We start from the raw sequence: 24,478 nt of genomic DNA on the forward strand, positions 1-24,478 counted from the left end.
TAGAATAACTACTTATCGAAAAATTGCGCCTTGTTCTCAAGCATTTTCCCTACGCTATTTCTGATCACTTATTTACTGTGATTGGTATAATCTACTCCAGAAATGAAGAAGGTTGGCAGAAGCCAACCTTTTTTCTTTGTGCTTGAATGTCTACTCACCCCAAAGGTTTTCAAACCAACTTTCAAGAATCACCACCGCTGACTGACAGTCGATGTTACCCTTCGATAACGCTTTGTAGCCACCCATACTGAATAAATCAGCACGAGCTTCTGCTGTCGACAGACGTTCGTCATGCAACTCAACAGGTAAGCCATATCGGCCTTGAAGGCGGTTGGCGAACTTTTTCGCTCGTGGCGTAATGGTTTCTAGATCTTTCCCGTGCAGGTCAGTCGGTAAGCCAACAACCAATAAGTCTGGTTGCCATTCTTTGATTTGTTTTTCGATATCATCCCAGTTTGGAATGCCATCATTGGCTTTAAACGCTTTTAATGGTGAAGCGGTGCCAGTAATTTCTTGGCCAATCGCGCTACCAATACTCTTGGTGCCAAAATCAAAGGCCATAACAGTGCGTGACATAATGTGTCTCGAATCTCAATTGGGTGGAAAACTTAACGTATTACGCAAGTGGGTTATGCATGTCCGGCGTCAGAAGATAACTGGCTCGGATCGATACCTAGCTTTTCGACGGCTTTTTTCCAACGATCGATAATAGGAGTATCGAAGATGATCTCTGGTGTGGCTTCAATCGTCAGCCATGAGTTTTCAGCCAGTTCGGTTTCTAACTGACCGGCACTCCAACCTGAATAACCTAACGCAACAAGATAGTCACTTGGTTCTGCCTCTGTGCCGAGTACCGACAGGATGTCTTTGGAAGTGGTGACAGCCAGCTCGTCAGTCATTTGAATGCTCGATTCGTAATAATCTTTTGGTTTATGCAAAATAAAACCACGATCTTCAGAAACAGGGCCACCATTATAAACAGGCCTGTCCAAACTCGCTTCAAACAGGCGCGGGTGAACAGGTTGTACTTCGACCTGCTTGAGCATGCTACCTACTGTAATATCAACCGGAGCATTGATCATTAGCCCCATCGCACCTTCTTCATTGTGCTCACAGACATAGATAACACTATTCTGAAAGTAGGGGTCTTTCATTCCCGGCATAGCAACTAAGAAATAGTTTGTGAGGTTCATTCTCATTTCGACCTTTCAGTAGGTACTTAAGCAAACGTCACGCACTGATATGTGCATGAGTTTGCTTAAGTTAATGTTCAACGCTCTCTATTAACTGTACTACAGTTTGAGTTATTCGCCTTTGATACGACGTTCGATCGCATCCATGAGCTTACCAGTGATAGAAATATCAAATGCTGCTTCAATTTCACGAATACACGTTGGGCTGGTGACGTTGATTTCCGTTAGCTTGTCGCCAATCACGTCAAGGCCAACAAAGATAAGACCTTTTTCTTTCAATGTTGGTGCGACGGCTTGTGCGATTTTCATGTCAGTTTCACTCAGTGGACGAGCTTCACCGGTACCACCAGCAGCCAAGTTGCCGCGCGTTTCGCCTTTTGCAGGGATACGAGCTAGGCAGTAAGGCATTGGTTCACCATCAACCACAAGAATACGCTTGTCACCATTGCTGATGTCAGGTACGAAGGTTTGCGCCATTGCGTAGTTTTGGCCGTGGTTAGTCAGCGTTTCGATGATCACAGATACGTTTGGATCGTTCTCTTTTACGCGGAAGATAGATGCACCACCCATGCCATCAAGTGGTTTTAGGATCACATCACCATGCTCTTCACGAAAAGCTTTAATCTTCTGTGCTTTTCGCGTCACGATAGTAGTTGGTGTGAGTTCAGGGAACCAAGCTGTGAACAGTTTCTCGTTACAGTCGCGTAGGCTTTGTGGTTTGTTAACGATCAGTGCACCTTGTTCTTCAGCACGTTCAAGGATGTAAGTCGCGTAGATGTACTCAGTGTCGAATGGAGGATCTTTACGCATCAGAACCGCATCTAACTCAGAAAGCTCGATAGTTTGCTCTGATTTGAATTCGTACCAGCCAGTTGGATCTTCTTTTAATTCAACCACTTTGGTATCCGCAATTGCTTTACCTTGGTCTAGATGAAGATCATTCATTTCCATGTAGTGGATTTCGTAACCGCGGCGCTGCGCTTCAAGCATCATGGCAAAGCTAGAGTCTTTCTTGATGTTAATGGACGAGATTGGGTCCATAACAATACCGAGTTTGATCATTGTTTTTCTCCGTTTTAACCAAGATCGCCGAAACGAACTTGTAAGGCTGTAATTGCGGTAAGAGCCGCAGTCTCGGTGCGCAGTACGCGAGGACCGAGTAGCGTTTCTTCAAATTGATGTTCGCGTGTCATGCCGATTTCTTCTGAAGATAGACCGCCTTCAGGGCCAATCAATAGCCGTACTTTTTCGACAGGCGTTGGCAGGGTATTGATTGAGTACTTCGCTCGTGGGTGAAGGTTCAGTTTTAAACCGTCGTACGCTTCTTGACACCACTCTTCCAAACTCATGATTGGACGGATCTCAGGCACGACATTGCGACCACATTGTTCACAAGCGCTCACTGCGATTTTTTGCCATTGAACGAGTTTCTTCTCGAAGCGTTTTTGATCTAGCTTTACGCCACAACGTTCAGAGATAAGAGGTGTGATTGTATTAACACCAAGCTCAACAGACTTTTGGATCGTGAATTCCATCTTATCGCCGCGAGAAATAACCTGACCAAGATGTAGATCTAAAGGTGACTCAATGTTGCTTTCTACACGCTCGGTTAATTCAACCATCACATTCTTTTTCGTGACTTCACTAATCACGGCTGGAAATTCTGCGCCACTGCCATCGAAAAGGAGGACTTCTTGGCCCTCTTTCATGCGAAGGACTCGGCCAATGTGGCCTGCTGCATCTTCACTTAAAGCGAGTGCGCCAAGTTGTTGAATGGTTTCTGGATGATAAATTCGAGGGATACGCATCGTGTTTCGATTTCCTGCATACGCGAGTGTTTAGACACTAACATGGATGCTTTCCACCGAAAAAACAAGGGGCAAGAGGCGTTTCCATTTGCAGTAAATAGTTACGCCTCAATTAGCACAAGTTTGCCGCTGTATTTTTGAGAGGAATTACAGTGCTCGACAAGCCTCTTGTACAAATGGGTTATGATTGCCTTGAACCTTTGAAATGCGCTCGTCACGCTCACATTCCCACTTGTCGACAGGGTAGGTTTTGTTCCACGCACTCATTAACTGAGTTTGTTGCTTAGACAGTTTGAAGCCGTACTCTTTGCTCATGTATAGGTAGGTGCGAGCAATCGAGCCACGAGCGCGGTCTGGTGGCATGACTTTACGTTGCTTGAAGTTAACCTGCATTTCACAGCGGCCATAGCTGACACCGTCCATACCATTCCACTGACTGAAATTGTAATTAGAACGATCGCCGTTCACTTCCCCAATAGCTGGTGTCAGGTTATGAAGGTCGGCTTCCATAGATTTGAAGACTTTGTCGTTTCTTGTGCAGTTTTTGCGTCCGCCATCTTGCCAGCACTGACGCTGGTGGCCGAATTGCCAAGCTGGGACCACGTGTTCCCACTCGATGCGAGAAGCACGTTTTTCTTGTTTACGCACTTGGTAGCCACAAGAAGCAAGGTCCGGTACACCTTTCTTACCTTGCCAGTTGATATCACAGCCACAGTAGAAACTGGTTGGGTGATCTTTGTATATTTTAACCGCTTCACGTTTTGCCGCAGAGAAAGAGGTCGGTGGCGCAGCAATTACGGCACTAGAAAGCGCAAACAGGAATAAAGAGAACAGGTATTTCATGATTAAAGTCTTTATAAAGTATGACTTTATTTATTCTAACACGCAGAAATTAGCTTTAGTGATGAGTGCGTTAACAATAATGGGCAAAAAGAAGCCGTTTGAGAACGACAATCTCTGTTTTAGGAATCTGAATATTTCTAGTGAGGAGAGTTAAGACAGCTGAGTGCCAGTGAAGCTTAATGGTTTTCGACACTTTTGGCAGGAATAGACGGCCTCTTTACGTATGACTTTATTGTGGCGTCGAATTGAGAGCGGATAGGCGGTGCAAGCGCAGCGGTACTCAAAGGTCTTACCTTGCACAGAGGCGATATCGAAGCTGTGAGTTGTTTTAGCTGGCACGTTAAAAATGGCTTCCATCACACCTTGCCATTCTTTTCCGTGAGGGCGAACACGACCGTATACTTGGTACGTAATGAGATGCGCTACTTCATGTGGTATCACTTCTTTTAGAAAAGCTTGCGGGTTTTCTTTAAAAAGCTTTGGATTTAGACGAACTTCATTCAATTGCAGATAAGCTTTGCCTGCCGCTTTACCACGAACATTAAATGTGACTGCGGGCATCGGAAAAGAACGTTTGAATGCTTGCTCCGCCTTCGTGATGCAAACTGCCATCACTTGTTTGGCTTTGTAGCTCAGCTCTATATCCACACTTACCTCATTATATTTAATAAAAAGCCCCCGCGTTTGCGAGGGCAGGATCATAACATCAGTTTTCTAAGGCGTGTGTTTTTTCTTGATCGTTGCATGGTAAGCATGCCAAGTACCATAACCGAGGATTGGCATGGTGAAGAGCATACCTATGCCGTACGTTGTAAAGCCAATTAAGATACCGCCACAAATGATGGCTGCCCATACGATCATCGCAGGAATGTTCGACTTCACAGCGTTAAAGCTGGTAAAGACGGCGGTCATCATGTCTACACGCCTTTCCATCATTAAAGGAATAGAAAAAGCAGAAATACTGAACACGATGCACGCTAATACCAAGCCAACTAGAGAGCCAATCACTAGGAAAGGCAAGAAGTCAGTCAGTGGTGCGCCTTGAACGGACGGATAAAGTGCATGAAGCAGAGCGGCAATTCGCATCCAGAAAATCATACATACCGCGAGCATTACAGCGAATGCCCATTGAGAAGTCGAATTTCGTCCAATGGCTTTCATTGAATGGAACAAGCTTGGTTTGTGTCCACGCTCTCTCTCCCAACTGGCGTCATATAAGCCTAGTGCTAGGAATGGGCCGATTAGCATGTAGACAATCAGACTCGGCATCACCACTAAGTGTGTGCCTTGCCATTGAACCAGAAGCACGATACCAATAGCGGCGGCCATAAAGCAGATGCCGTAAAAGGCACTAATGACTGGCATACGAACGAAATCGTGCAGACCCAGTGAGAGCCAATGGAATGGGGCCGAAAGATTCACGGTATTGCACGGAATGGTTCTGGCATATTCGTTATCTGGGACTTCCTTTCGTTTATTTTGGAAGTCAGACGGATTCACGGTACGAGGCATAACTCCTCCTTGATTTATTCCCACGGTGGCACCTAGGCCATAAAGGATGCCTGACTGACGTTTCATTACTTTTTTCATCACGTGAGTCCGCACCTTATCTCTATACGTTATATGCATCGGAAAGTGCATTTAACATTATGTTAACTATTGGCGGAGTTAGGGCAATTTACAAATAAATGCTGAATTTTTGTTCAAGAAAGAGATAGGAAAGAAAAAGGGAGGAGGGAACAAAAAGCCCCCGCCAAAGGCGAGGGCTTTATCGATTCTTGTGTGGCTCGATTACTTGATGCCAGCGAAATCGCGTAGGATAGCTGCTTTATCTGTAGCTTCCCATGGGAACTCTTCGCGACCGAAGTGACCGTATGCTGCTGTCTGCTTGTAGATAGGTTGAAGCAGGTTAAGCATTTCTTGTAGGCCGTATGGACGTAGGTCGAAGTTTTGACGAACCGCTTCAATGATGATGTCGTGTGATACTTTCTCAGTACCGAACGTTTCAACCATGATAGACGTTGGATCAGCAACACCGATAGCGTATGAAAGTTGGATTTCACAACGGTCAGCCATGCCAGCTGCTACGATGTTTTTCGCTACGTAACGTGCCGCGTAAGCTGCTGAGCGGTCTACTTTCGATGGATCTTTACCTGAGAATGCACCACCACCGTGACGAGCTGCACCGCCGTAAGTATCTACGATGATTTTACGACCAGTTAGACCACAGTCACCCATTGGACCACCGATAACGAAGCGACCGGTTGGGTTGATGAAGAAGTTAGTGTCTTTAGTGATCCACTCTGAAGGCAATACTGGCTTGATGATCTCTTCCATCACTGCTTCACGTAGGTCTGGTGTTGTTACTGAATCACAGTGCTGAGTCGAAAGAACAACCGCATCAATACCAACAATCTTACCTTGGTCGTATTGGAACGTTACTTGAGATTTCGCATCTGGACGAAGGAAGTCTAGTTTACCGCTCTTACGAACTTCAGCTTGCTTCTTAACAAGTAGGTGAGAGTATGTAATTGGAGCGGGCATTAGGATTTCAGTTTCGTTTGTTGCGTAACCGAACATGATGCCTTGGTCGCCGGCGCCTTGCTCTTTAGGGTCTGCTTTATCAACACCTTGGTTGATGTCTGGAGACTGCTTACCGATGGTGTTTAGAACCGCACACGAGTTCGCGTCGAAGCCCATATCAGAGTGAACGTAACCAATTTCACGAACAGTTTCACGAGTGATTTCTTCAATATCAACCCATGCTGACGTTGTTACTTCACCGCCAACCATAACCATGCCGGTTTTAACGTAAGTCTCACAAGCAACACGTGCTTTTGGGTCTTGCTCAAGAATTGCATCAAGAACTGCGTCAGAGATTTGGTCTGCGATTTTATCTGGATGACCTTCTGATACCGACTCAGAAGTGAACAGGTGCTTAGCCATGATAGCTCCAATCTTAAGGTTTACTCATGGCCAACTAACGCAAGCTTGCCACGAAAAATACAATACAGTTTGTAGGTGTTTCTACATCTAGACGTCTATTTTAAATTGCCGTGTTCGAATTACAAGTTCTTTTTCCAATCCAATTCATCTGACTTATTACCCAATCGTTTGCTTGAAGGATGATGAATTTATAGAAAAATGCAGACAATCAGCGAAAAGATTGAGTTAAAACCTCAAAAATGGTGAGTAAAACGTTTGCAGTCAGAATTTGGCTCTGAGAGAATATTGCGGCGCTTTTATCCCTTCTTAGTAAGATAAAAGCGCCCACATTCCTTTATCAATTCGCTTAATGCACTCAGGAGCAGACATGTCTTCTCGTAAACATCTGGCAAATGCAATCCGCGCTCTTAGCATGGATGGTGTTCAACAAGCTAACTCTGGCCACCCAGGCGCACCTATGGGTATGGCTGATATCGCTGAAGTTCTTTGGCGTTCTCACCTAAACCACAACCCAGCTAACCCAGAGTGGGCAGACCGCGACCGTTTCGTACTGTCTAACGGCCACGGCTCTATGCTTATTTACTCTCTACTGCACCTGAGCGGTTACGAGCTGTCTATCGACGATCTTAAAAACTTCCGTCAGCTTCACTCTAAGACTCCTGGTCACCCAGAGTACGGCTACGCACCAGGTATCGAAACAACGACTGGTCCTCTAGGTCAAGGCATCACCAACGCGGTTGGTATGGCAATGGCTGAGAAAGCGCTAGCGGCACAGTTCAATAAAGAAGGTCACGACATCGTTGACCACTTTACTTACGTGTTCATGGGTGATGGCTGTCTAATGGAAGGTATCTCGCACGAGGCTTGTTCTCTTGCTGGTACACTAGGCCTTGGCAAACTGATCGCATTCTGGGATGACAACGGCATTTCTATCGACGGTCACGTAGAAGGTTGGTTCTCTGATGACACTCCTAAGCGTTTTGAATCTTACGGTTGGCACGTTATCCCTGCTGTAGATGGTCACGATTCTGAAGCGATCAATGCTGCTATTGAAGCGGCAAAAGCAGACCCTCGTCCTACGTTGATCTGTACTAAAACCATCATCGGTTTTGGTTCTCCAAACAAATCAGGTTCACACGACTGTCACGGTGCGCCACTAGGTGCAGACGAAATCGCAGCAGCACGTGAGTTCCTAGGTTGGGAACACCCAGCATTTGAAATTCCAGCAGACGTATACGCTGAGTGGGATGCAAAACCAGCAGGTTCTGAGAAAGAAGCAGCTTGGAATGCGAAGTTTGAAGCATACGCAGCGGCTTACCCAGCAGAAGCGGCAGAGCTTAAACGTCGTTTAAACGGCGAACTTCCTGCAGAGTGGGAAGAAAAAGCGAGCCAAATTATTGCGGATCTTCAATCTAATCCAGCGAACATTGCATCACGTAAAGCATCTCAAAATGCTCTAGAAGCGTTTGGTCAAATGCTTCCAGAATTCATGGGCGGCTCTGCTGACCTAGCGCCTTCTAACCTAACCATGTGGTCAGGTTCTAAGTCTCTAGAAGCGAACGACTTCTCTGGTAACTACATCCACTACGGTGTACGTGAATTCGGTATGACTGCGATCATGAACGGTATCGCGCTACACGGTGGTTTCGTTCCTTACGGCGCAACATTCCTAATGTTTATGGAATACGCTCGTAACGCTATGCGTATGGCTGCTCTGATGAAAGTTCAGAACATCCAAGTTTACACGCACGACTCTATCGGCCTTGGCGAAGATGGCCCAACTCACCAACCGGTTGAGCAAATGGCTTCACTACGTCTGACTCCAAACATGAGTACATGGCGTCCATGTGACCAAGTTGAATCTGCAGTAGCATGGAAACTGGCGATTGAGCGTAAAGATGCGCCAACTGCACTTATCTTCTCTCGTCAAAACCTAGCGCAACAAGATCGTGATGCTGCGCAAGTTGCGAACATCGCAAAAGGTGCTTACATCCTGAAAGACAGCGATGGTAAGCCTGAGCTAATCCTAATCGCGACAGGTTCTGAAGTTGAGCTAGTAGTGAAAGCTGCTGAGCAACTAACGGCTGAAGGTAAGAAAGTACGCGTTGTTTCAATGCCATCAACAGATGCATTCGACAAGCAAGACGCTGCTTACCGTGAATCTGTACTACCATCAGACGTAACGGCACGTATCGCGGTAGAAGCGGGCATTGCTGACTTCTGGTACAAGTACGTTGGTTTCGACGGCCGCATCATCGGTATGACGACCTTCGGTGAGTCTGCGCCGGCTGACCAGCTGTTTGAGATGTTTGGTTTCACTGTAGAAAACGTAGTGAACACAGCACAAGAATTGCTAGCGTAATTTCGCGTTATAAATGAAAAACCGAGCGTTAATGCTCGGTTTTTTTATGCCTATTCAAATTCTTTTCCCCAGTTGTCTCTCTCCTTGTGCCCACATTCCTTACAAGTGACATAGCGATCCATATCGTAATAGTGGCCGCCATTCAGCAAGGTATGAGCCCAAAGTTTTAACGTTCCAAGAATCGATTTATCCGTATCATAACGACTTGGCTTACGGACCAGCACTTCAGAGTGTGGTGTTTCTCTATTGCATCGCTGACAAAAGTGAGCAGCGGGAAAACCTGACATACGAATTTCCTTTTGGTGGTCAAACAAGGAGTTAAAGTGCCAAGTGAAATACGCGAGGTCAGAAATGAATATATTGGCAATGTGAATGTATCGTGAAGTGAAAAGATAGTTTACCGCGAGTGAGATCACTTACTTAATGCGTTCTGCCTTTGTATCAGGTACTATCTGTGACACGAATTTTTGGTGAGGCGAGGGAGAAATGCTAAAGGTTGCGATCAATGGATTTGGACGTATCGGTCGTAATGTACTGCGAGCAGTATATGAGAGCGGTAAACACCAACAAATTAAGGTTGTCGCTGTCAATGAGCTTGCACAACCAGAAGCAATGGCCCATCTTCTGCAATATGACACCAGTCATGGCCGCTTCGGAAAGAAAATCTCTCACGATCAAGAGCATCTTTATGTTCATCATGATAGTGGTGAATATGACCCCATTCGAATCCTTCACCTCGCTGAAATCGACCTGTTGCCATGGCGCGATCTAGAGGTCGATATTGTCTTAGACTGCACTGGCGTATTTGGCTCACAAGCGGATGGCTTAGCTCATATTGAAGCAGGTGCAGAGAAAGTCCTGTTTTCTCACCCTGGTGCAAATGACCTCGACAACACCATTATTTATGGCGTGAACCATGAAACGCTAAAAGGCGAGCATCGCATTGTTTCTAATGGCTCGTGTACGACGAATTGTATCGTTCCTATCATTAAAGTCTTAGATGAAGCCTTTGGCATTGAGTCGGGCACCATTACTACTATCCATTCATCAATGAACGATCAGCAGGTGATTGACGCTTATCATAATGATTTACGTCGTACTCGTGCTGCCAGTCAATCCATCATTCCTGTCGATACTAAGTTGCATAAGGGAATTGAAAGAATCTTCCCGAAATTTTCCAACAAATTCGAAGCCATTTCGGTTCGAGTTCCGACAGTTAACGTCACCGCGATGGATTTAAGTGTCACAATTAGTACAAATGTGAAAGTTAATGACGTAAATCAAACCATTGTTAACGCATCTCAGTGTACATTACGTAACATTGTTGACTATACTGAATCGCCGCTCGTTTCCATCGACTTTAACCATGATCCCCACAGTGCCATTGTGGATGGAACTCAGACTCGAGTGAGCAACGGGCAACTCGTAAAAATGCTTGTTTGGTGCGATAACGAATGGGGCTTTGCTAACCGGATGCTGGATACCGCTTTAGCAATGCAAGCTTCTTCACAAGTGGAGCCTTAATGGTGAGGAAGCGATGGAGAATTTTTTTATTTTAAGCCTTGAAATAAATCTGACGTATCTCCATATCAATAACCAGTTTGAAGAATTAACGGGCTTGGCAGGATTGCCGAGTTTTTAAAAACTTTAATTATTTAATATTTGAGAGGACACATCATGTCTGTAATCAAGATGACTGACCTGGATCTTGCAGGTAAACGTGTATTTATCCGTGCTGACCTAAACGTGCCAGTAAAAGACGGTAAAGTAACTTCTGATGCACGTATCATCGCATCTCTTCCAACTATCAAGCACTGTCTAGAAGCAGGCGCTAAAGTAATGGTTACTTCTCACCTAGGTCGCCCAACTGAAGGTGAATACGCTGAAGAGTTCTCTCTACAACCAGTAGTTAACTACCTAAACGACGCACTAGATTGCGAAGTTAAACTAGCGAAAGATTACCTAAACGGTCTAGAACTAAACGCTGGTGAGCTAGTTGTTCTTGAAAACGTTCGCTTTAACAAAGGCGAGAAGAAAAACGAAGAAGAACTGTCTAAGCAATACGCTGCTCTATGTGACATCTTCGTAATGGACGCATTCGGTACCGCTCACCGTGCACAAGCATCTACTCACGGTGTAGGCATGCACGCAGACGTAGCATGTGCGGGTCCTCTACTAGCTAACGAACTAGAAGCACTAGGTAAAGCAATGGACAAGCCTGCTCGTCCAATGGTTGCTATCGTAGGTGGTTCAAAAGTTTCTACTAAGCTAACGGTTCTTGAGTCTCTATCTAAAATCGCTGACCAACTAGTTGTTGGTGGTGGTATTGCTAACACATTCATCGCAGCTGCTGGCCACAACGTTGGTAAGTCTCTATACGAAGCAGACCTAGTTGAAACAGCTAAGAAGCTAATGGACGAGTGTGCAATTCCAGTAGCAACTGACGTTGCATGTGCGAAAGCATTCGACGAGAACGCAGAAGCTGAAATCAAGCACGTTTCTGAAGTACAAGACGACGACATGATCTTCGACCTTGGTCCAGATTCAACTGCTGAACTAGCAGAAATTTTGAAGAACGCTAAGACTATCCTATGGAACGGTCCAGTAGGCGTATTCGAATTCAAGAACTTTGAAGCTGGTACTAAAGGTATCTCTGACGCTATCGCATCTTCTGAAGGCTTCTCTGTTGCAGGTGGTGGTGACACGCTAGCGGCTATCGACAAGTTCGGTATCAAAGCTGACGTATCTTACATCTCTACTGGCGGCGGCGCTTTCCTTGAGTTCGTAGAAGGTAAAGTTCTTCCAGCAGTTGAAATGCTAGAAGCACGCGCTAAGTAATATTCAGTAAAGCGGGAGTCCTCTCCCGCTTTCTTGTTTGCTGCAACGCGAGAGGAACTCTGCTAAAATAGCCTCAGTTGTGAGCAAACGTTTGCAAGATTTTCAATTTAACAAGTTTTGTTTATAAAACGACAGATAAATAGGATTACATCCATGTCTAAGATCTTCGACTTCGTAAAACCAGGTGTTATCTCTGGCGATGACGTTCAGAAAGTATTTGAAGTAGCAAAAGAGAACAAATTTGCTCTTCCAGCAGTTAACGTTGTTAACACTGACTCAATCAACGGTGTTCTAGAAGCTGCAGCGAAAGTTAAAGCTCCTGTTGTTGTTCAGTTCTCAAACGGCGGTGCTGGTTTCTTCGCTGGTAAAGGCGTGAAACTTGAAGGTCAAGGTGCACAAATCCTTGGCGCTGTAGCAGGTGCAAAATACGTACACGCAGTTGCTGAATCTTACGGCGTTCCAGTAATCCTTCACACTGACCATGCTGCTAAGAAATTGCTTCCATGGATCGACGGTCTGCTAGACGCTGGTGAAGAGTTCTTCGCTCAAACTGGTAAACCACTATTCTCTTCTCACATGATCGACCTTTCTGAAGAGTCTCTAGAAGAGAACATCGAAATCTCTGGCAAATACCTAGCTCGCATGGCGAAAATGGGTATGACTCTAGAGATCGAACTAGGTTGTACTGGTGGTGAAGAAGACGGCGTTGATAACTCTCACATGGACGCATCAGAGCTTTACACTTCTCCAGAAGACGTTGCTTACGCATACGAGAAACTAAACGCTATTAGCCCACGTTTCACTATTGCAGCATCTTTCGGTAACGTACACGGTGTTTACCAAGCAGGTAACGTTGTACTAACTCCAACTATCCTACGTGACTCTCAAGCATACTGTGCAGAGAAGTTCGGTATTGCACCAAACGCTCTAAACTTCGTGTTCCACGGTGGTTCAGGTTCATCTGAAGCTGAAATCCAAGAGTCTATCGGCTACGGTGTTATCAAAATGAACATCGATACTGATACACAGTGGGCAACTTGGGATGGTATCCGTACTTACTCTGCAGAAAACTTTGATTACCTGCAAGGTCAAATCGGTAACCCAACTGGCGAATCTGCGCCAAACAAGAAGTACTACGATCCACGCGTATGGCTGCGTGCTGGTCAAGCTTCAATGGTAGCTCGTCTAGAGAAAGCATTCTCTGACCTAAACGCAATCGACGTACTATAATCCGTCTTATTTGAGTTTCTAAAAACCCGCTCTTCGAGCGGGTTTTTTTATGTCTAATCAATGAGACAGCGACCATTCTCTTTCTTTTAGCAATTGATAACTCAATCAACTGCTATATGATCACTGCACTTCATATCCCTTCAGTTTTGGCGCAAATTTCGAAACCCAGCGCATTTCCGCACCAAGTGGCATAAAAGCAATTAAAAAGTGTGGCGAAATGTAAATCCATTGCGTACTCTGTAACATGCCAATATCGGAAAATTCTGATAAAGCTTTGTTTTGTAGGTCTTTGCGAAACTCTGACTTTGCAAAATTTCAGTTTTGAGATATTGTGCCAAAAATCTGACACTGTTCAGGAAAACAATAGGGATGTTGTTGTGAATAAGAACCTATAAAAAACAAGGTTCATAAGTTAACGGCAATTAGATTTTTATATCTTTATTTTGAGGATACGAATTATGGCAGGTGAATCGATGGGTATCGATACCTCTTTAACGGATGGTTTGAGCAAAGCGGAAACGTGGCTAAATAACAACTCAGATCTTCTTATTCAGTACGGTGTAAACATCATTTCTGCACTGCTGATCCTATTTATCGGTAACATTATCGTTAAAGCGGTAGCAAACAGCGTTTCAAAAGTGCTTGAAAAGAAACAAATGGACAAAGCGGTTGTTGAGTTTGTCAACGGTCTAGTTCGTTACCTTCTATTTGTTATTGTATTGATTGCGGCACTAGGTCGTGTAGGTGTTCAAACTGCATCTGTAGTTGCGGTAATTGGTGCGGCTGGTCTTGCTGTTGGTCTTGCTCTACAAGGCTCACTATCTAACTTTGCTGCTGGCGTGCTAATCGTTGCATTCCGTCCATTTAAGTCTGGTGACTATGTGGAAATCGGTGGTGTAGCTGGTAGTGTTGAAGCAATTCAAATCTTCCAAACTGTACTAAAGACACCTGACAACAAAATGGTTGTTGTGCCGAACTCATCAGTTATCGGCGGCGCAATCACTAACTACTCTCGCCACGCTACGCGTCGTGTAGACCTAGTTATCGGTGTTTCTTACAGCGCTGATCTTAAGCAAACTAAGCAAGTTATCCGTGACGTGCTAGAAAAAGATGAGCGTATCCTGAAAGATCCTGCAATCCAAATCGGTGTCCTAGCACTAGCAGACTCTTCAGTGAACTTCGTGGTTCGTCCATGGTGTAAAACGTCTGATTACTGGGATGTTTACTTCGATTCAACTCAAGCAATCAAAGAAGCGTTGGACGAAGCAGGCATCGAAATTCCATTCCCACAAATGGATGTTCATTTGAACAAAGTAGAAGCTTAATCCCTTCGATTGAGAACATGAAAAAGCGAGGCAATGGCCTCGCTTTTTTTATATCCGGATTTTCTAAAGTTCTAACAGAGTGTTACTGCCAGCGAGGAGCAGACGTTTAAGTTCGCTACCTGCAAAGCCAAAGGTTTGTACCGTCCTAAATAAGGTTGACACATTTCCAACATGAAATTGGAGTGTGTCATGAAATCAACGAGTAAACGAACCCAACGAGATTATTCTCTTGCCTTTAAATTGACGGTTGTTGACCAAGTAGAAAAAGGCGAAATGACCTATAAACAAGCTCAAGAGCGATATGGGATACAAGGTCGGTCTACTGTCTTAGTTTGGCTTCGTAAGCACGGTCAGCTAAATTGGTCTAAAGGAATAGAGAAACCAAACACAGTAGGTAATGGTATGCCTGATTCTCCCTCTACTCAAACTCCAGAACAACGGATAAAAGAACTCGAGCAACAACTTGAAGAAACTCAACTAAAAGCGGACTTCTTTGAGGCTGTCGTAAAAGTAATGGATAGAGATTTCGGTGTCCGAATCTCAAAGAAGCGCAAAGCCGAGTTATTAAGGAAAAAACGGTCAAAAGGCTCACCGTAACTAAAGCTTGTCACTTCATCGGGATTGCTCGCCAGGCGTTTTACAAACGTTGCGCGCTTGAGCTTCAACGAACTCAGAAAGAGCAATCTGTCATTGGGTTCGTCAAAGAGCAAAGGCTCCGACATCCTCGATTAGGAACTCGAAAGCTCAAGTACTTACTCAGTCAGAATAACATTTATATAGGGCGAGACAGTCTGTTTTCATTGCTAAAACAGCATCGCCTATTGGTCGTAAACCGAAGGGCTTATCATCGAACAACAAACAGCCATCACCGGTTCCACTGCCATCCAAACCTAATCAAAGAGGGCATGGTTCCAAATAAACCGGAGCAGCTGTGGGTCGCTGATATTACTTACTTGGCAACGCGAGCAGGAAATTCTTATCTCAGCTTAATCACTGATGCCTACTCGAGGAAGATAGTTGGGTATCATCTCGACGATAATATGAAGACGCAAGCCGTTAAGAGTGCGTTCCTAAAGGCTTTGAAAAAGCGGCGATATGAGGGCGAGCTTATCCATCACTCAGATCGAGGGCTTCAATACTGCTCTGAGGAATATCAGTCATTACACAGAAAATATCATGTGACATGCTCTATGACTGATGGATACGACTGTTATCAAAACGCTCTAGCGGAAAGAGTAAATGGTATCTTAAAGATGGAGTACTTGCTGACTAAGCCGAATGACTTGAATGAAGCTAAGAAAATGGTTGCTGAGTCGGTGAGACTCTATAATGAACAGAGACCACATACAGCTCTAAAATACAAAACGCCCGATGAAGTTCATCGAGCGTTTTAACTAAAAGTGTCAACCTATATCAGGACGGGTCAGTTAATTCGGGTAAACCTGGCGTATAAAGCAACTCATCATGCTGGTAGAGCGCCGTGTCGACGATAATGGTGACATGCTCAGGTAAGCCAATAGGACAAACTGCGCCAGGTACACAACCTAGCTGCTCAATCATTTCATCGTCGCTGCAAATAGAAGGCCTTTTACCAGTCATAATTTTGATTTGTTTGGAGTCTAAACGAGAGTCTTTGTCAGTCAGGTATACTGCGTAACCTTGTCCTTTTAGCTTGAGAAAAAGGCTCTTAGTATGAGTGCCAGTCCAGCCGAGTTGTGCGGCAACCTTGACATCGGTTTCGAAGTCGAGAATGGCTTCATGTTGCCACTCTCGAAAGGGGATGGAGAGCGCGTTGAATCGCTCTCGATTGATTTGATGGATTTTTTCCAGTGACTCCATGTCGTGTTTCTTTCCTATTTATCTTTACCAGTATTTGGTGACTAACTCATTCGCAAGTACAAAAGCGATAGTAAACATCATAGTAGCAACCGCAATATCGATGCCTTTTTTCACTTTTGGTTTTGAGAGCGTTGGCCCCAATTTTGCCGCACCTAATGAGAGCGTGTAGAACCATACAAAGGAAGCCATGATGGTGCCCATAGCGAATGCGATGCGATCATTACCTTCAAACTGACCACCAATTGAACCTAAGATCACTACGGTATCTAAGTACAGGTGCGGGTTCAACACTGTGACGGCAAGTGCGCCAAGAATTACGGTACGACGGCCTCGTGCGACGACTTCACCATTCGATTCAGAGGCGTTTGCTGCTTTGAATGCACTTTTTAGTGACAGTAAACCGTAAACACTTAAGAAGGCAATACCACCTAAAGTTACTGAGGTAAGTAGGATTTCATTTTGCGAGAGAATCGCGCCGCCACCAAAAATACCGAGCGAGATAAAAATCATATCTAGGATGCCACAGATGGTCGCAGTCGTTAGATGATGTTGACGCTTAATGCCTTGGTTAAGTACATACGCATTTTGCGCACCGATTGGAATGATCATGGTCGCACCTAAACCGAATCCTTGCAATAACACCCAAAAGCTCACAACACACCTCAACATTAGTAATAGAACAACAGAGGAGGGGAAGATAAAGCTTTTCATTAAATAAGTATAATTAATGATTTTAATATATTATTAGCGTTACTTATTTAGTGCTGTTGGCGTTTATTAGGGAGGAAAAACACGTGCGAGGATTGGATTATAAATGGATAGAAGCGTTAGATGCGGTAGTTCATCAGGGCAGTTTTGACCGAGCTGCTGAGCACCTTTTTGTTTCGCAATCAGCCATTTCCCAACGTATCAAACAGCTTGAGAAGTACCTTGCCCAACCGGTACTTATACGTGAGCAACCGCCAAAGCCAACCCCAATTGGTAAGAAGCTACTCGGGCTTTATCGTCGCGTCAGGTTGCTTGAGCATGAAATCCTTCCTGAGCTAAAAAACGACACCACAACTCGCCCCGTTCAGCTCTCACTCGCGACTAATGCCGACAGCTTAGCAACGTGGTTACTACCGGCTTTACAAGATGTGATGAAGCATCGCCAAGTTGAACTTAAGTTGACTATCTACGGAGAATCACGATCGATTGAAAAGCTCAGAAGTGGTGAGGTAGCAGGGGCTATAAGTTTAGAATCACAAGCCATACCGAGTTGTCGAGCGGATTACCTAGGGCGCATCGATTATGTTTGTGTCGCTAACCCTGAGTTCTATCAGCGCTATTTTACCGAAGGCGTGAACAATCAAACGTTAGCTAAAGCACCAGCGGTTTCCTACGATCAGTACGATGATCTGCATAAGAAGTTTTTAACGGAGCACTTCAACGTCAGACCGGATAGTGTCATCCATCACAACATTAGTAGTTCTGAAGCTTTCCTCAAAATGGCGTTAGCTGGAGTCGCTTATTGCTTGATTCCTCGACTACAGATCACCGATGAACTGGAGAAAGGGGAGCTTATCGATATTACACCTGGCTTTTTGATGTCTTATCGCATTTATTGGCATCACTGGCAGTTGGAAACTGGAGTGCTGCAAGAGATATCGCAAGCAATTGTGAGTTACGCTCAAAAACACTTACCGCAATAAGTTCCCACTTCGCTCGCGTTTTGAGTCGAAATTACCATGAAGTTACACAGTCAAAGTTGTGTTAGAAGTCGCTTAAGGTGCTTGGATAATTGCCAGAAGTTTCTATGATGAGTCTATATACACTCCTGTTCATTGCTGTTTTATCTATTTGCGAATTCAAGACAGCAACTTATCTGCCATGGCTTTCATCGAGTCTCTCGCCTTGAACTCAGGCAACTGGAGTGATCTTAGTCTTTCAATACGGATGGATTTGTCGAATGAAACTGTCTTCATGTTTACTTGCTTCAGCCCTAAGCCTTACCAGTATTTCTGTGTTTGCGAATGATGTGCCGAATTTTGCCCATTTATCAACCACTGGCTACGGTGAAGTTGTCGCGACGCCAGATATGGCGGCTTTTTCTGTAAAGGTTGTTGATACGACCATGACGGCAGAACAGGCGAAGCAATCTGTCGATAATACGGTTGATGAGTTTCTTAAGAGCTTAGCTGATGCTGGTTTGTCGAAAGACAATATTACTAGCTCAAATCTGTACCTTGCTCCTCAGTACCACTATCCTAAATCGGGTAAAGCGGAGCTTGTGGGTTATCGAGCTTCACGCAGTATTGATGTGACTGTGAGTGATTTGGCGAACTTGAATGAGTACTTGGATATGGCGCTAAAGGCGGGCATCAACCAGGTTGACAACATTCAGCTTAAAGTAAGCAACCAATCTGAGTACCAACAAAAAGCACGCATGGCAGCGATTAAAGATGCACAAAGCAAAGCGGCTTCTTTAGCGACAGGTTTTGATAAGAAGTTAGGTGATGTGTGGCAGATTAACTACAACCAAATGCACGCACGCCCAGTATTGATGCGCTCTGTGGCGATGGATGCAAGAGAGAGTTCAAATAGCTATCAAGATTCAACGTTGGGGATTCGTGACCAAGTGGACGTCGTATACAGGCTTAAATAGTACAGATAACATTACGATTCATAGAATGAGAAAAGGCAGGGAAGTCCCTGCCTTTTTTGTATTGGTAAGTCAGTGATCAGTGAAGGATTCGGGCACGAATGGTGCCTTCGATGCCTTTTAATTTAACTAATGCTTCTGCTGCGCGAGAGGTTTCTACGTCAATCACTACGTAGCCGATCTCAGCTGCGGTTTGTAGGTACTGGCCGGCGATGTTGATGCCGTCTTCTGCGAAAATGGTGTTGATTTGCGTCAGGATACCAGGACGGTTTTTGTGGATGTGGAGTAGACGTGAACATTCACGATGCTCTGGCAGTGATACTTCTGGGAAGTTCACGCTCGATAGTGTTGAACCATTGTCTGAGTACTTCGCCAACTTGCCCGCAACTTCTACACCAATGTTTTCTTGTGCTTCTTGTGTTGAGCCACCTACGTGTGGCGTTAGGATAACGTTGTCGAACTTCTGTAGTGGAGACTCAAACGCATCGGCGTTGGTTTTTGGCTCTACAGGGAATACGTCGATAGCTGCTCCAGAAATATGGCCTGATTCTAGGCTGTGGCATAGAGCCGGAATATCAACAACAGTACCGCGCGCCGCATTGATAAAGATAGCGCCCGGCTTCATGCGCGCGAACTCTTCCTCACCCATCATGTTCTTGGTTTCTGGCGTCTCTGGTACGTGCAAAGAAACGACGTCACATTTATTTAGTAACTCACTCATGGTGAGCACTTGTGTCGCATTACCTAGAGACAGTTTGTTTTCAATGTCGTAGTAGTAAACGCGCATGCCTAGGTTTTCGGCAATGATACCTAATTGCGTACCAATGTGACCGTAACCAATGATGCCCAGACGTTTCCCGCGAGCTTCGTAAGAACTGTCTGCACTCTTTTTCCAAATGCCACGGTGCGCGAGTGCGTTCTTTTCTGGAATGCCACGAAGAAGCAACAGGATTTGACCTAGAACCAACTCTGCGACGCTGCGCGTGTTTGAGAAAGGTGCGTTGAATACAGGGATACCACGCACCGAAGCAGCGTTGAGGTCTACTTGGTTGGTACCGATACAAAAACAGCCAATCGCAACTAGCTTGTTCGCCGCATTGATCACGTCTTTCGATAGGTTTGTTCGGGAGCGGATACCGATGAAGTGTACATCTTTTACTGCTTCAATCAGTTCTTCCTCAGAAAGGGAACCTTTGTGATATTCAATGTTGCTGTAGCCAGCTGCTTGAAGAACTTCAACTGAAGAAGGGTGGAGTCCCTCTAGCAAGAGGATCTTAATCTTTTCTTTTTCCAGTGAAACTTTGGCCATTTTTCTCGTCCTTAAAATGGAAAGGTGGGCTAATGTGGCGCACATAAAGCAAAACCATTAAAAAGGGGATAATTAACAGTTTTGTTGGAAGACAAACGTTTCCCTGTGCGTCTTCTGTTCAATAAAGTAACAAAAAATTTTTGCTTTGGGTAAGAAAATTACGGAATAAGGCATGCTTTTCTTAGAAAAAGAAAGAAAAAACGGCGCCCTAGGGCGCCGTCTGTAATGAAATAACAGAAAATTTAAGTCAACTAGTGACTTATTCTTCTATTTTTGCACCTTCTGGTGTGCCAGTGATAACCACATCTGCACCACGGTGAGCGAATAGACCCACAGTCACAACACCCGCGATGCCGTTGATCTTATCTTCCATCTCTTTTGGGTTAGTGATTTGCATGTTGTGTACGTCTAGGATCACGTTGCCGTTGTCCGTCGTTACGCCTTCACGGTATGCAGGGTCACCACCTAGTTTTACCAATTCACGAGCTACGTAAGAGCGTGCCATTGGGATAACTTCTACAGGAAGTGGGAATTGGCCCAGTACGTCAACTGCTTTTGTGCCGTCAACGATACATACGAATTTGTCTGAAATCGCTGCAACGATTTTTTCACGAGTCAATGCAGCGCCGCCGCCTTTGATCATATCGCGTGTTGCATTGATTTCATCTGCACCATCAACGTAGACATCTAGCTTCACTACGTCGTTACACTCGAATACTTCAATACCAAGCTCTTTTAGGCGCTCAGTAGAAGCAATAGAGCTAGACACTGCACCTTTGATATCGTCTTTGATACTGCCTAGGGCATCGATGAAGTGATTCACGGTAGAGCCAGTACCAACACCGACAATGCTGTCTTTCTCAACATATTTAAGTGCTGCCCAACCAGCCGCTTTCTTCATTTCATCTTGAGTCATGCCAATCTCCTGAATAGATGTTCGTTAACGTTTGCGGCGTGATTATAGCGGGTAAGTTCTACTTTTCCCATTGCCAGATCTGGCTTGGAGTCACGATCTTAGGTAATGGGATGTCCCAACTCTCTGTTGGAAGGCGTTCGACATGCTGACAATCATGAGCAATGCCGATTGGCTTGGCGCCCTCGCCAGTACTAAACCAGCGTGAGAGTGTCCTGTCATAGTAGCCTCCGCCCATACCTAAGCGATGGCCGGTACTGTCAAAACCAACTAATGGTGTGCAGATCAGGTCGAGATCTCGAACGGGCTTTAGGTAGGTGATATCGAGTTTGGGTTCTAAGATTCCATACTTATTAAACACCAACTGGTCATCGTTTACGTAATGAAGGAACAACAATTGGCCTTGCGAGAATGGGTGAATCACCGGTAGGTAAATCGACTTACCTTGTTGCCATAGCCTCTCAATTAACGGTTTTGTGTCGAGCTCTCCGTCGGCGGAAAGATAAATGGCGATGTGATCTGAAACTTGGATTTCTGGCAACTGTGAAAACTGTTTAATAAGATCGAGCCCTGCTTGAAACTGAGTATCACTGCACAGGCTGTTACGTTTTTCACGGATGAGTTTACGGAATTCTTGTCGAGATAGGTTTGACATAGAGAGGATACCCCAGGGTGCCGTTGAGGATTGTGGCCCTTGAACCAGCTGGTTCAAGGCGGATCAGCAATGATAACCGTAGGCTTCTCGGTGCATGCCAAGCTTGCTCAATAGCTATCAAGTACTAACCCTTCGGTATTGCTTATCGGCTCAGGGACTTAAATCCAACTGACGAACACCCCAGGGTAAATTTGGTATCTACTGCTGTCCTTGCGTTACATTCTTAAGTGCGTTCTCTAGCGACGCAGTGAGCTTTTCCATTCGCTCCGTAATTTCTTGTTGCTGACCGTTTGATTCGTATGACTTGGTATGCAATTCATGACAAATATTTAATGCAGCAAAAGTCAGTAGCTGAATTTCATTGGTTACCTTAGTACGGTCTGTCATCTCTTTCAATCGACGATCGAGATCTTTAGCCGCTGTAATCAGTGACTCTTCTTGACCCGGTGGACAATTCACTCGTGTCATTTTTCCAAGGATTTCAACGTCGACCGCTTGATTGCTCATGATGAATAAACTCTATATTCGCGCTATCTAAGGTATTGCTTTGTACAACTACCGAGGAGGAAACTATAGGAAAACCGCTATTAAGATTCAAGCATTTCCCACCCTAGATAGAAAAATGGTGAAGTGATCACACAGGAATTGGACAAATTGAGTAAATGCTGTCCAAATTTGAATTTGATAGCCGTTTCAGCCGAGTAGGCTTGATGGTAGGATAGAACGATACATTATTACGCAAGAATGAGCCCAGTTATGAGTGAAATCACCCTTCCAGAATATCAATCTATTGCTGTTGAACTTAAATCCGCAAGCATTGCAGTGACGCCTGCTGAGTTACACGGGTTACTTGTCGGCATGCTAAGTGGTGGATTGGCGATTAACGATCAAACCTGGCAACCAATTTTGTTTGATTACACCAATGATGGCATGGGGTGGCCAACTACTGCACTGGCTTTTGCACAAAGCATTTTTAAAGTGACGGTAAATGAGTTGACAGGCACCTCGATGGAATTGTCTCTGTTGTTGCCTGATGAGCCAGGTGAAGAAGGCTTGTTCGCATTGGCTGATGGCCTATCTGATTTCGTTAACCATTTTATCTCAGGTTTGGGATTAGCTGGTATCGCCATGAATAAAGCGTCTGACGATGTGAAAGAGGCGTTAGCAGATCTTGAAGAGATCGCTAAGTTAGGCATTGATGAAGATGACGACCTAGGTGAGCAAGCTCAATTGCTAGAGCAAGTAATCGAACACGTCAAAGCATGCGTATTAACTATTCATGCCGAGTTTGGAGCTCGTCCTGAAAGCAACGATAGTAAACCGACGATTCACTGATTGTCGGTACCATTAATTGAATAGTTTCTAGAGGTTAGCATGAGGCAATATGACGTTGTAATTGCTGGTGGAGCCATGGCGGGAGCCACACTTGCTTTAGCGATAGATCGCTTATCGAAAGGACAACTTCGTGTTGCCGTTGTTGAGCCGTTTAAAGCGCAATCTAATGAGCACCCTGGTTTTGACTCTCGTTCCATTGCCTTATCCTACGGGACCGTCAACACCTTACGCCATTTGCAGTTGTGGGCGGCGGTTGAGCCTTTTGCAACTCCAATAGAGCACATTCATGTGTCCGATCGTTCTCATGCGGGGATGACTGAGATTACCAAGCACGAAGTTGGTGTTGAAGCGCTTGGTTACGTAGTGGAACTCGCCGATGTTGGTCGCGTCTATCAAGAGCTCTTAGATAAGAGTGAGGCGATCAGTCTGTTTTGCCCGGATTCGGTCGTGAACATCGAACGTGAGCAAGACAAAGCACACATTGAGCTGACGAGCGGTGAGAAGCTGGAAGCTAAGTTGCTCGTTGCTGCCGATGGCGCAGTATCGCAATGCTGTCAGCAAATCGGTTTAGAGTTGTCTGAGCATGATTTTGACCAAGTGGCAGTGATTGCGAATATCGTAACGCAAGAACCTCATCAAGGTCGTGCCTTTGAACGCTTTACCGAGAATGGCCCAGTCGCACTGCTGCCTATGAGTGACAACCGCATGTCTTTGGTTTGGTGTTTGCGTCCTGAAGAAGCGCAATCCGTTGTGAATTTGTCCGATGAAGAGTTCCTTGAGCGCCTGCAGAGCGACTTTGGTTGGCGTTTAGGTGAGATGCAAAAAGTCGGGCAACGTGCGAGCTATCCACTTCTGCTGCGTCATCGTAAGCAAAACATTTCACACCGCTTTGCTATTGTTGGCAATGCCGCACAAACGCTTCACCCGATTGCAGGACAAGGCTTCAATCTTGGTATTCGTGATGTGGCATCGTTAGCGGAAGAGGTTGTTAAGCAAGCTGAAGACGCGGGTCGTTACCAAGGCTTAATGCGATTTAGCCAGCGTCGTGAAGATGATCGCAGCGAAACAATTTGGCTAACCAGTTCTCTCGTGCATATTTTTTCAAATGATTTACCGGCGATGCGAATTGGGCGTAACCTCGCTCTCGCAACGATGGATAACCTTTCTACTTTTAAGCAACCGCTGCTACGCCACACGCTTGGTCTAGTGAAACGATAAACGGCAACGAATTAGGTAACAAA

At 45.1% G+C, this 24,478-nt stretch carries 25 protein-coding genes and 1 other RNA gene; 10 read left to right on the plus strand and 16 right to left on the minus strand.

Translation table 11 applies throughout. The features are described 5' to 3' along the window. Window positions 1–150: 150 nt before the first annotated feature. The 8 genes from ruvX to metK all read right to left on the minus strand — a co-directional run bounded on the left by ruvX (window position 151) and on the right by metK (window position 6,790). Complete coding sequence (gene ruvX / locus VJL_RS20665; RefSeq protein ID WP_038868128.1) at window positions 151–576, minus strand: Holliday junction resolvase RuvX; 426 nt, start codon at window positions 574–576, stop codon at window positions 151–153. A 53-nt stretch (window positions 577–629) separates the two neighbouring features. Beyond that, the gene (locus VJL_RS20670) at window positions 630–1,193 is read right to left on the minus strand and encodes a YqgE/AlgH family protein (RefSeq protein WP_038868129.1); all 564 of its coding nucleotides are present in this window, start codon (window positions 1,191–1,193) and stop codon (window positions 630–632) included. A 111-nt stretch (window positions 1,194–1,304) separates the two neighbouring features. Then, a complete protein-coding gene (gene gshB / locus VJL_RS20675) occupies window positions 1,305–2,255 on the minus strand; it encodes a glutathione synthase (protein ID WP_038881134.1) in 951 nt (316 codons plus the stop codon). 14 nt (window positions 2,256–2,269) lie between these two features. Further along, window positions 2,270–3,001: a 16S rRNA (uracil(1498)-N(3))-methyltransferase gene (rsmE, locus tag VJL_RS20680; RefSeq protein WP_038881137.1), complete on the minus strand. Its 732-nt coding sequence runs from the start codon at window positions 2,999–3,001 to the stop codon at window positions 2,270–2,272. Between the two features lie 147 nt (window positions 3,002–3,148). Further along, entirely contained in the window at window positions 3,149–3,844 is a 696-nt protein-coding gene (endA, locus tag VJL_RS20685) for a deoxyribonuclease I (protein ID WP_038881140.1), read from the minus strand. Window positions 3,845–3,994: 150 nt separating this feature from the next. Next, window positions 3,995–4,492 carry a SprT family zinc-dependent metalloprotease gene (locus tag VJL_RS20690; RefSeq protein ID WP_038881143.1) on the minus strand — a complete coding sequence of 166 codons (498 nt, stop codon included), beginning with the start codon at window positions 4,490–4,492 and terminating at the stop codon, window positions 3,995–3,997. 66 nt (window positions 4,493–4,558) lie between these two features. Then, entirely contained in the window at window positions 4,559–5,356 is a 798-nt protein-coding gene (locus VJL_RS20695; protein WP_038881145.1) for a DUF2189 domain-containing protein, read from the minus strand. A gap of 279 nt (window positions 5,357–5,635) precedes the next feature. Next, the gene (gene metK, locus VJL_RS20700) at window positions 5,636–6,790 is read right to left on the minus strand and encodes a methionine adenosyltransferase (protein ID WP_038868143.1); all 1,155 of its coding nucleotides are present in this window, start codon (window positions 6,788–6,790) and stop codon (window positions 5,636–5,638) included. Window positions 6,791–7,157: 367 nt separating this feature from the next. Between metK and tkt the strand changes: the two genes are divergently transcribed. Next, a complete protein-coding gene (tkt, locus tag VJL_RS20705; RefSeq protein WP_038881148.1) occupies window positions 7,158–9,152 on the plus strand; it encodes a transketolase in 1,995 nt (664 codons plus the stop codon). A 50-nt stretch (window positions 9,153–9,202) separates the two neighbouring features. Here the strand turns inward: tkt and VJL_RS20710 are convergent, their stop codons facing one another. Continuing rightward, window positions 9,203–9,439, minus strand: a complete 237-nt coding sequence (locus VJL_RS20710) for a hypothetical protein (RefSeq protein WP_038870340.1) — start codon at window positions 9,437–9,439, stop codon at window positions 9,203–9,205. A gap of 199 nt (window positions 9,440–9,638) precedes the next feature. On the opposite strand from VJL_RS20710, the gene epd reads away from it, so the two are divergent. From epd to VJL_RS20740, 5 genes are all read left to right on the plus strand, one after another. Beyond that, window positions 9,639–10,676, plus strand: a complete 1,038-nt coding sequence (gene epd / locus VJL_RS20715) for an erythrose-4-phosphate dehydrogenase (RefSeq protein ID WP_038870338.1) — start codon at window positions 9,639–9,641, stop codon at window positions 10,674–10,676. A gap of 153 nt (window positions 10,677–10,829) precedes the next feature. Next, entirely contained in the window at window positions 10,830–11,990 is a 1,161-nt protein-coding gene (locus tag VJL_RS20720; protein ID WP_038870336.1) for a phosphoglycerate kinase, read from the plus strand. A 153-nt stretch (window positions 11,991–12,143) separates the two neighbouring features. Then, window positions 12,144–13,220 carry a class II fructose-bisphosphate aldolase gene (gene fbaA, locus VJL_RS20725; RefSeq protein ID WP_038870335.1) on the plus strand — a complete coding sequence of 359 codons (1,077 nt, stop codon included), beginning with the start codon at window positions 12,144–12,146 and terminating at the stop codon, window positions 13,218–13,220. Between the two features lie 458 nt (window positions 13,221–13,678). Beyond that, entirely contained in the window at window positions 13,679–14,545 is an 867-nt protein-coding gene (gene mscS / locus VJL_RS20730; protein ID WP_038870334.1) for a small-conductance mechanosensitive channel MscS, read from the plus strand. A 189-nt stretch (window positions 14,546–14,734) separates the two neighbouring features. Beyond that, window positions 14,735–15,939, plus strand: a protein-coding gene (locus VJL_RS20740; protein ID WP_152436671.1) for an IS3 family transposase whose coding sequence is annotated in 2 segments (ribosomal slippage) — window positions 14,735–15,122 and window positions 15,122–15,939 — 1,206 coding nt in all. Because the reading frame shifts where the segments join, the coding sequence is not laid out codon by codon here. Window positions 15,940–15,958: 19 nt separating this feature from the next. Here the strand turns inward: VJL_RS20740 and VJL_RS20745 are convergent. Then, complete coding sequence (locus tag VJL_RS20745) at window positions 15,959–16,384, minus strand: YbaK/EbsC family protein (RefSeq protein WP_050568880.1); 426 nt, start codon at window positions 16,382–16,384, stop codon at window positions 15,959–15,961. 24 nt (window positions 16,385–16,408) lie between these two features. After that, window positions 16,409–17,038: a LysE/ArgO family amino acid transporter gene (locus VJL_RS20750; RefSeq protein ID WP_038881157.1), complete on the minus strand. Its 630-nt coding sequence runs from the start codon at window positions 17,036–17,038 to the stop codon at window positions 16,409–16,411. 140 nt (window positions 17,039–17,178) lie between these two features. On the opposite strand from VJL_RS20750, the gene VJL_RS20755 reads away from it, so the two are divergent. After that, on the plus strand, window positions 17,179–18,075 hold the full coding sequence (locus VJL_RS20755; protein ID WP_038870328.1) for a LysR family transcriptional regulator ArgP: 897 nt from the start codon (window positions 17,179–17,181) through the stop codon (window positions 18,073–18,075). Between the two features lie 257 nt (window positions 18,076–18,332). Continuing rightward, complete coding sequence (locus VJL_RS20760) at window positions 18,333–19,028, plus strand: oxidative stress defense protein (protein WP_038881159.1); 696 nt, start codon at window positions 18,333–18,335, stop codon at window positions 19,026–19,028. Between the two features lie 76 nt (window positions 19,029–19,104). Here VJL_RS20760 and serA read toward each other — a convergent pair whose 3' ends face one another. The 5 genes from serA to VJL_RS20780 form a co-directional block, all read right to left on the minus strand. Further along, window positions 19,105–20,334 carry a phosphoglycerate dehydrogenase gene (serA, locus tag VJL_RS20765; RefSeq protein WP_038870325.1) on the minus strand — a complete coding sequence of 410 codons (1,230 nt, stop codon included), beginning with the start codon at window positions 20,332–20,334 and terminating at the stop codon, window positions 19,105–19,107. A 259-nt stretch (window positions 20,335–20,593) separates the two neighbouring features. Next, complete coding sequence (gene rpiA / locus VJL_RS20770) at window positions 20,594–21,250, minus strand: ribose-5-phosphate isomerase RpiA (RefSeq protein ID WP_038881162.1); 657 nt, start codon at window positions 21,248–21,250, stop codon at window positions 20,594–20,596. A gap of 58 nt (window positions 21,251–21,308) precedes the next feature. Beyond that, entirely contained in the window at window positions 21,309–21,902 is a 594-nt protein-coding gene (locus tag VJL_RS20775) for a 5-formyltetrahydrofolate cyclo-ligase (protein WP_038881164.1), read from the minus strand. Between the two features lie 5 nt (window positions 21,903–21,907). Further along, window positions 21,908–22,092, minus strand: a non-coding RNA gene (gene ssrS, locus VJL_RS28145) — 6S RNA. An 8-nt stretch (window positions 22,093–22,100) separates the two neighbouring features. Further along, a complete protein-coding gene (locus VJL_RS20780; RefSeq protein ID WP_038870320.1) occupies window positions 22,101–22,409 on the minus strand; it encodes a cell division protein ZapA in 309 nt (102 codons plus the stop codon). 249 nt (window positions 22,410–22,658) lie between these two features. Here VJL_RS20780 and VJL_RS20785 point away from each other — a divergent pair, with 249 nt between their 5' ends. Both VJL_RS20785 and ubiH read left to right on the plus strand, forming a co-directional pair. After that, entirely contained in the window at window positions 22,659–23,237 is a 579-nt protein-coding gene (locus VJL_RS20785) for a YecA/YgfB family protein (RefSeq protein ID WP_038870319.1), read from the plus strand. 39 nt (window positions 23,238–23,276) lie between these two features. Then, window positions 23,277–24,455 (plus strand): 2-octaprenyl-6-methoxyphenyl hydroxylase, encoded by a 1,179-nt coding sequence (gene ubiH / locus VJL_RS20790; RefSeq protein WP_038881167.1) that lies wholly within the window; start codon window positions 23,277–23,279, stop codon window positions 24,453–24,455. Window positions 24,456–24,478 lie beyond the last annotated feature (23 nt).

Origin of the sequence: Vibrio jasicida CAIM 1864 = LMG 25398 (assembly GCF_000400365.1) — a bacterium.
Taxonomy (GTDB): Bacteria; Pseudomonadota; Gammaproteobacteria; order Enterobacterales; family Vibrionaceae; genus Vibrio; species Vibrio jasicida.

Bases quoted from the DNA above. Each gene is read 5' to 3' on its own strand.
- ruvX (WP_038868128.1), bottom strand. From the start codon at position 576: ATGTCACGCACTGTTATGGCCTTTGATTTTGGCACCAAGAGTATTGGT.
- VJL_RS20670 (WP_038868129.1), bottom strand. From the start codon at position 1,193: ATGAACCTCACAAACTATTTCTTAGTTGCTATGCCGGGAATGAAAGAC.
- gshB (WP_038881134.1), bottom strand. From the start codon at position 2,255: ATGATCAAACTCGGTATTGTTATGGACCCAATCTCGTCCATTAACATC.
- rsmE (WP_038881137.1), bottom strand. From the start codon at position 3,001: ATGCGTATCCCTCGAATTTATCATCCAGAAACCATTCAACAACTTGGC.
- endA (WP_038881140.1), bottom strand. From the start codon at position 3,844: ATGAAATACCTGTTCTCTTTATTCCTGTTTGCGCTTTCTAGTGCCGTA.
- VJL_RS20695 (WP_038881145.1), bottom strand. From the start codon at position 5,356: ATGCCTCGTACCGTGAATCCGTCTGACTTCCAAAATAAACGAAAGGAA.
- metK (WP_038868143.1), bottom strand. From the start codon at position 6,790: ATGGCTAAGCACCTGTTCACTTCTGAGTCGGTATCAGAAGGTCATCCA.
- tkt (WP_038881148.1), top strand. From the start codon at position 7,158: ATGTCTTCTCGTAAACATCTGGCAAATGCAATCCGCGCTCTTAGCATG.
- VJL_RS20710 (WP_038870340.1), bottom strand. From the start codon at position 9,439: ATGTCAGGTTTTCCCGCTGCTCACTTTTGTCAGCGATGCAATAGAGAA.
- epd (WP_038870338.1), top strand. From the start codon at position 9,639: ATGCTAAAGGTTGCGATCAATGGATTTGGACGTATCGGTCGTAATGTA.
- VJL_RS20720 (WP_038870336.1), top strand. From the start codon at position 10,830: ATGTCTGTAATCAAGATGACTGACCTGGATCTTGCAGGTAAACGTGTA.
- fbaA (WP_038870335.1), top strand. From the start codon at position 12,144: ATGTCTAAGATCTTCGACTTCGTAAAACCAGGTGTTATCTCTGGCGAT.
- mscS (WP_038870334.1), top strand. From the start codon at position 13,679: ATGGCAGGTGAATCGATGGGTATCGATACCTCTTTAACGGATGGTTTG.
- VJL_RS20745 (WP_050568880.1), bottom strand. From the start codon at position 16,384: ATGGAGTCACTGGAAAAAATCCATCAAATCAATCGAGAGCGATTCAAC.
- VJL_RS20760 (WP_038881159.1), top strand. From the start codon at position 18,333: ATGAAACTGTCTTCATGTTTACTTGCTTCAGCCCTAAGCCTTACCAGT.
- serA (WP_038870325.1), bottom strand. From the start codon at position 20,334: ATGGCCAAAGTTTCACTGGAAAAAGAAAAGATTAAGATCCTCTTGCTA.
- rpiA (WP_038881162.1), bottom strand. From the start codon at position 21,250: ATGACTCAAGATGAAATGAAGAAAGCGGCTGGTTGGGCAGCACTTAAA.
- VJL_RS20775 (WP_038881164.1), bottom strand. From the start codon at position 21,902: ATGTCAAACCTATCTCGACAAGAATTCCGTAAACTCATCCGTGAAAAA.
- VJL_RS20780 (WP_038870320.1), bottom strand. From the start codon at position 22,409: ATGAGCAATCAAGCGGTCGACGTTGAAATCCTTGGAAAAATGACACGA.
- VJL_RS20785 (WP_038870319.1), top strand. From the start codon at position 22,659: ATGAGTGAAATCACCCTTCCAGAATATCAATCTATTGCTGTTGAACTT.
- ubiH (WP_038881167.1), top strand. From the start codon at position 23,277: ATGAGGCAATATGACGTTGTAATTGCTGGTGGAGCCATGGCGGGAGCC.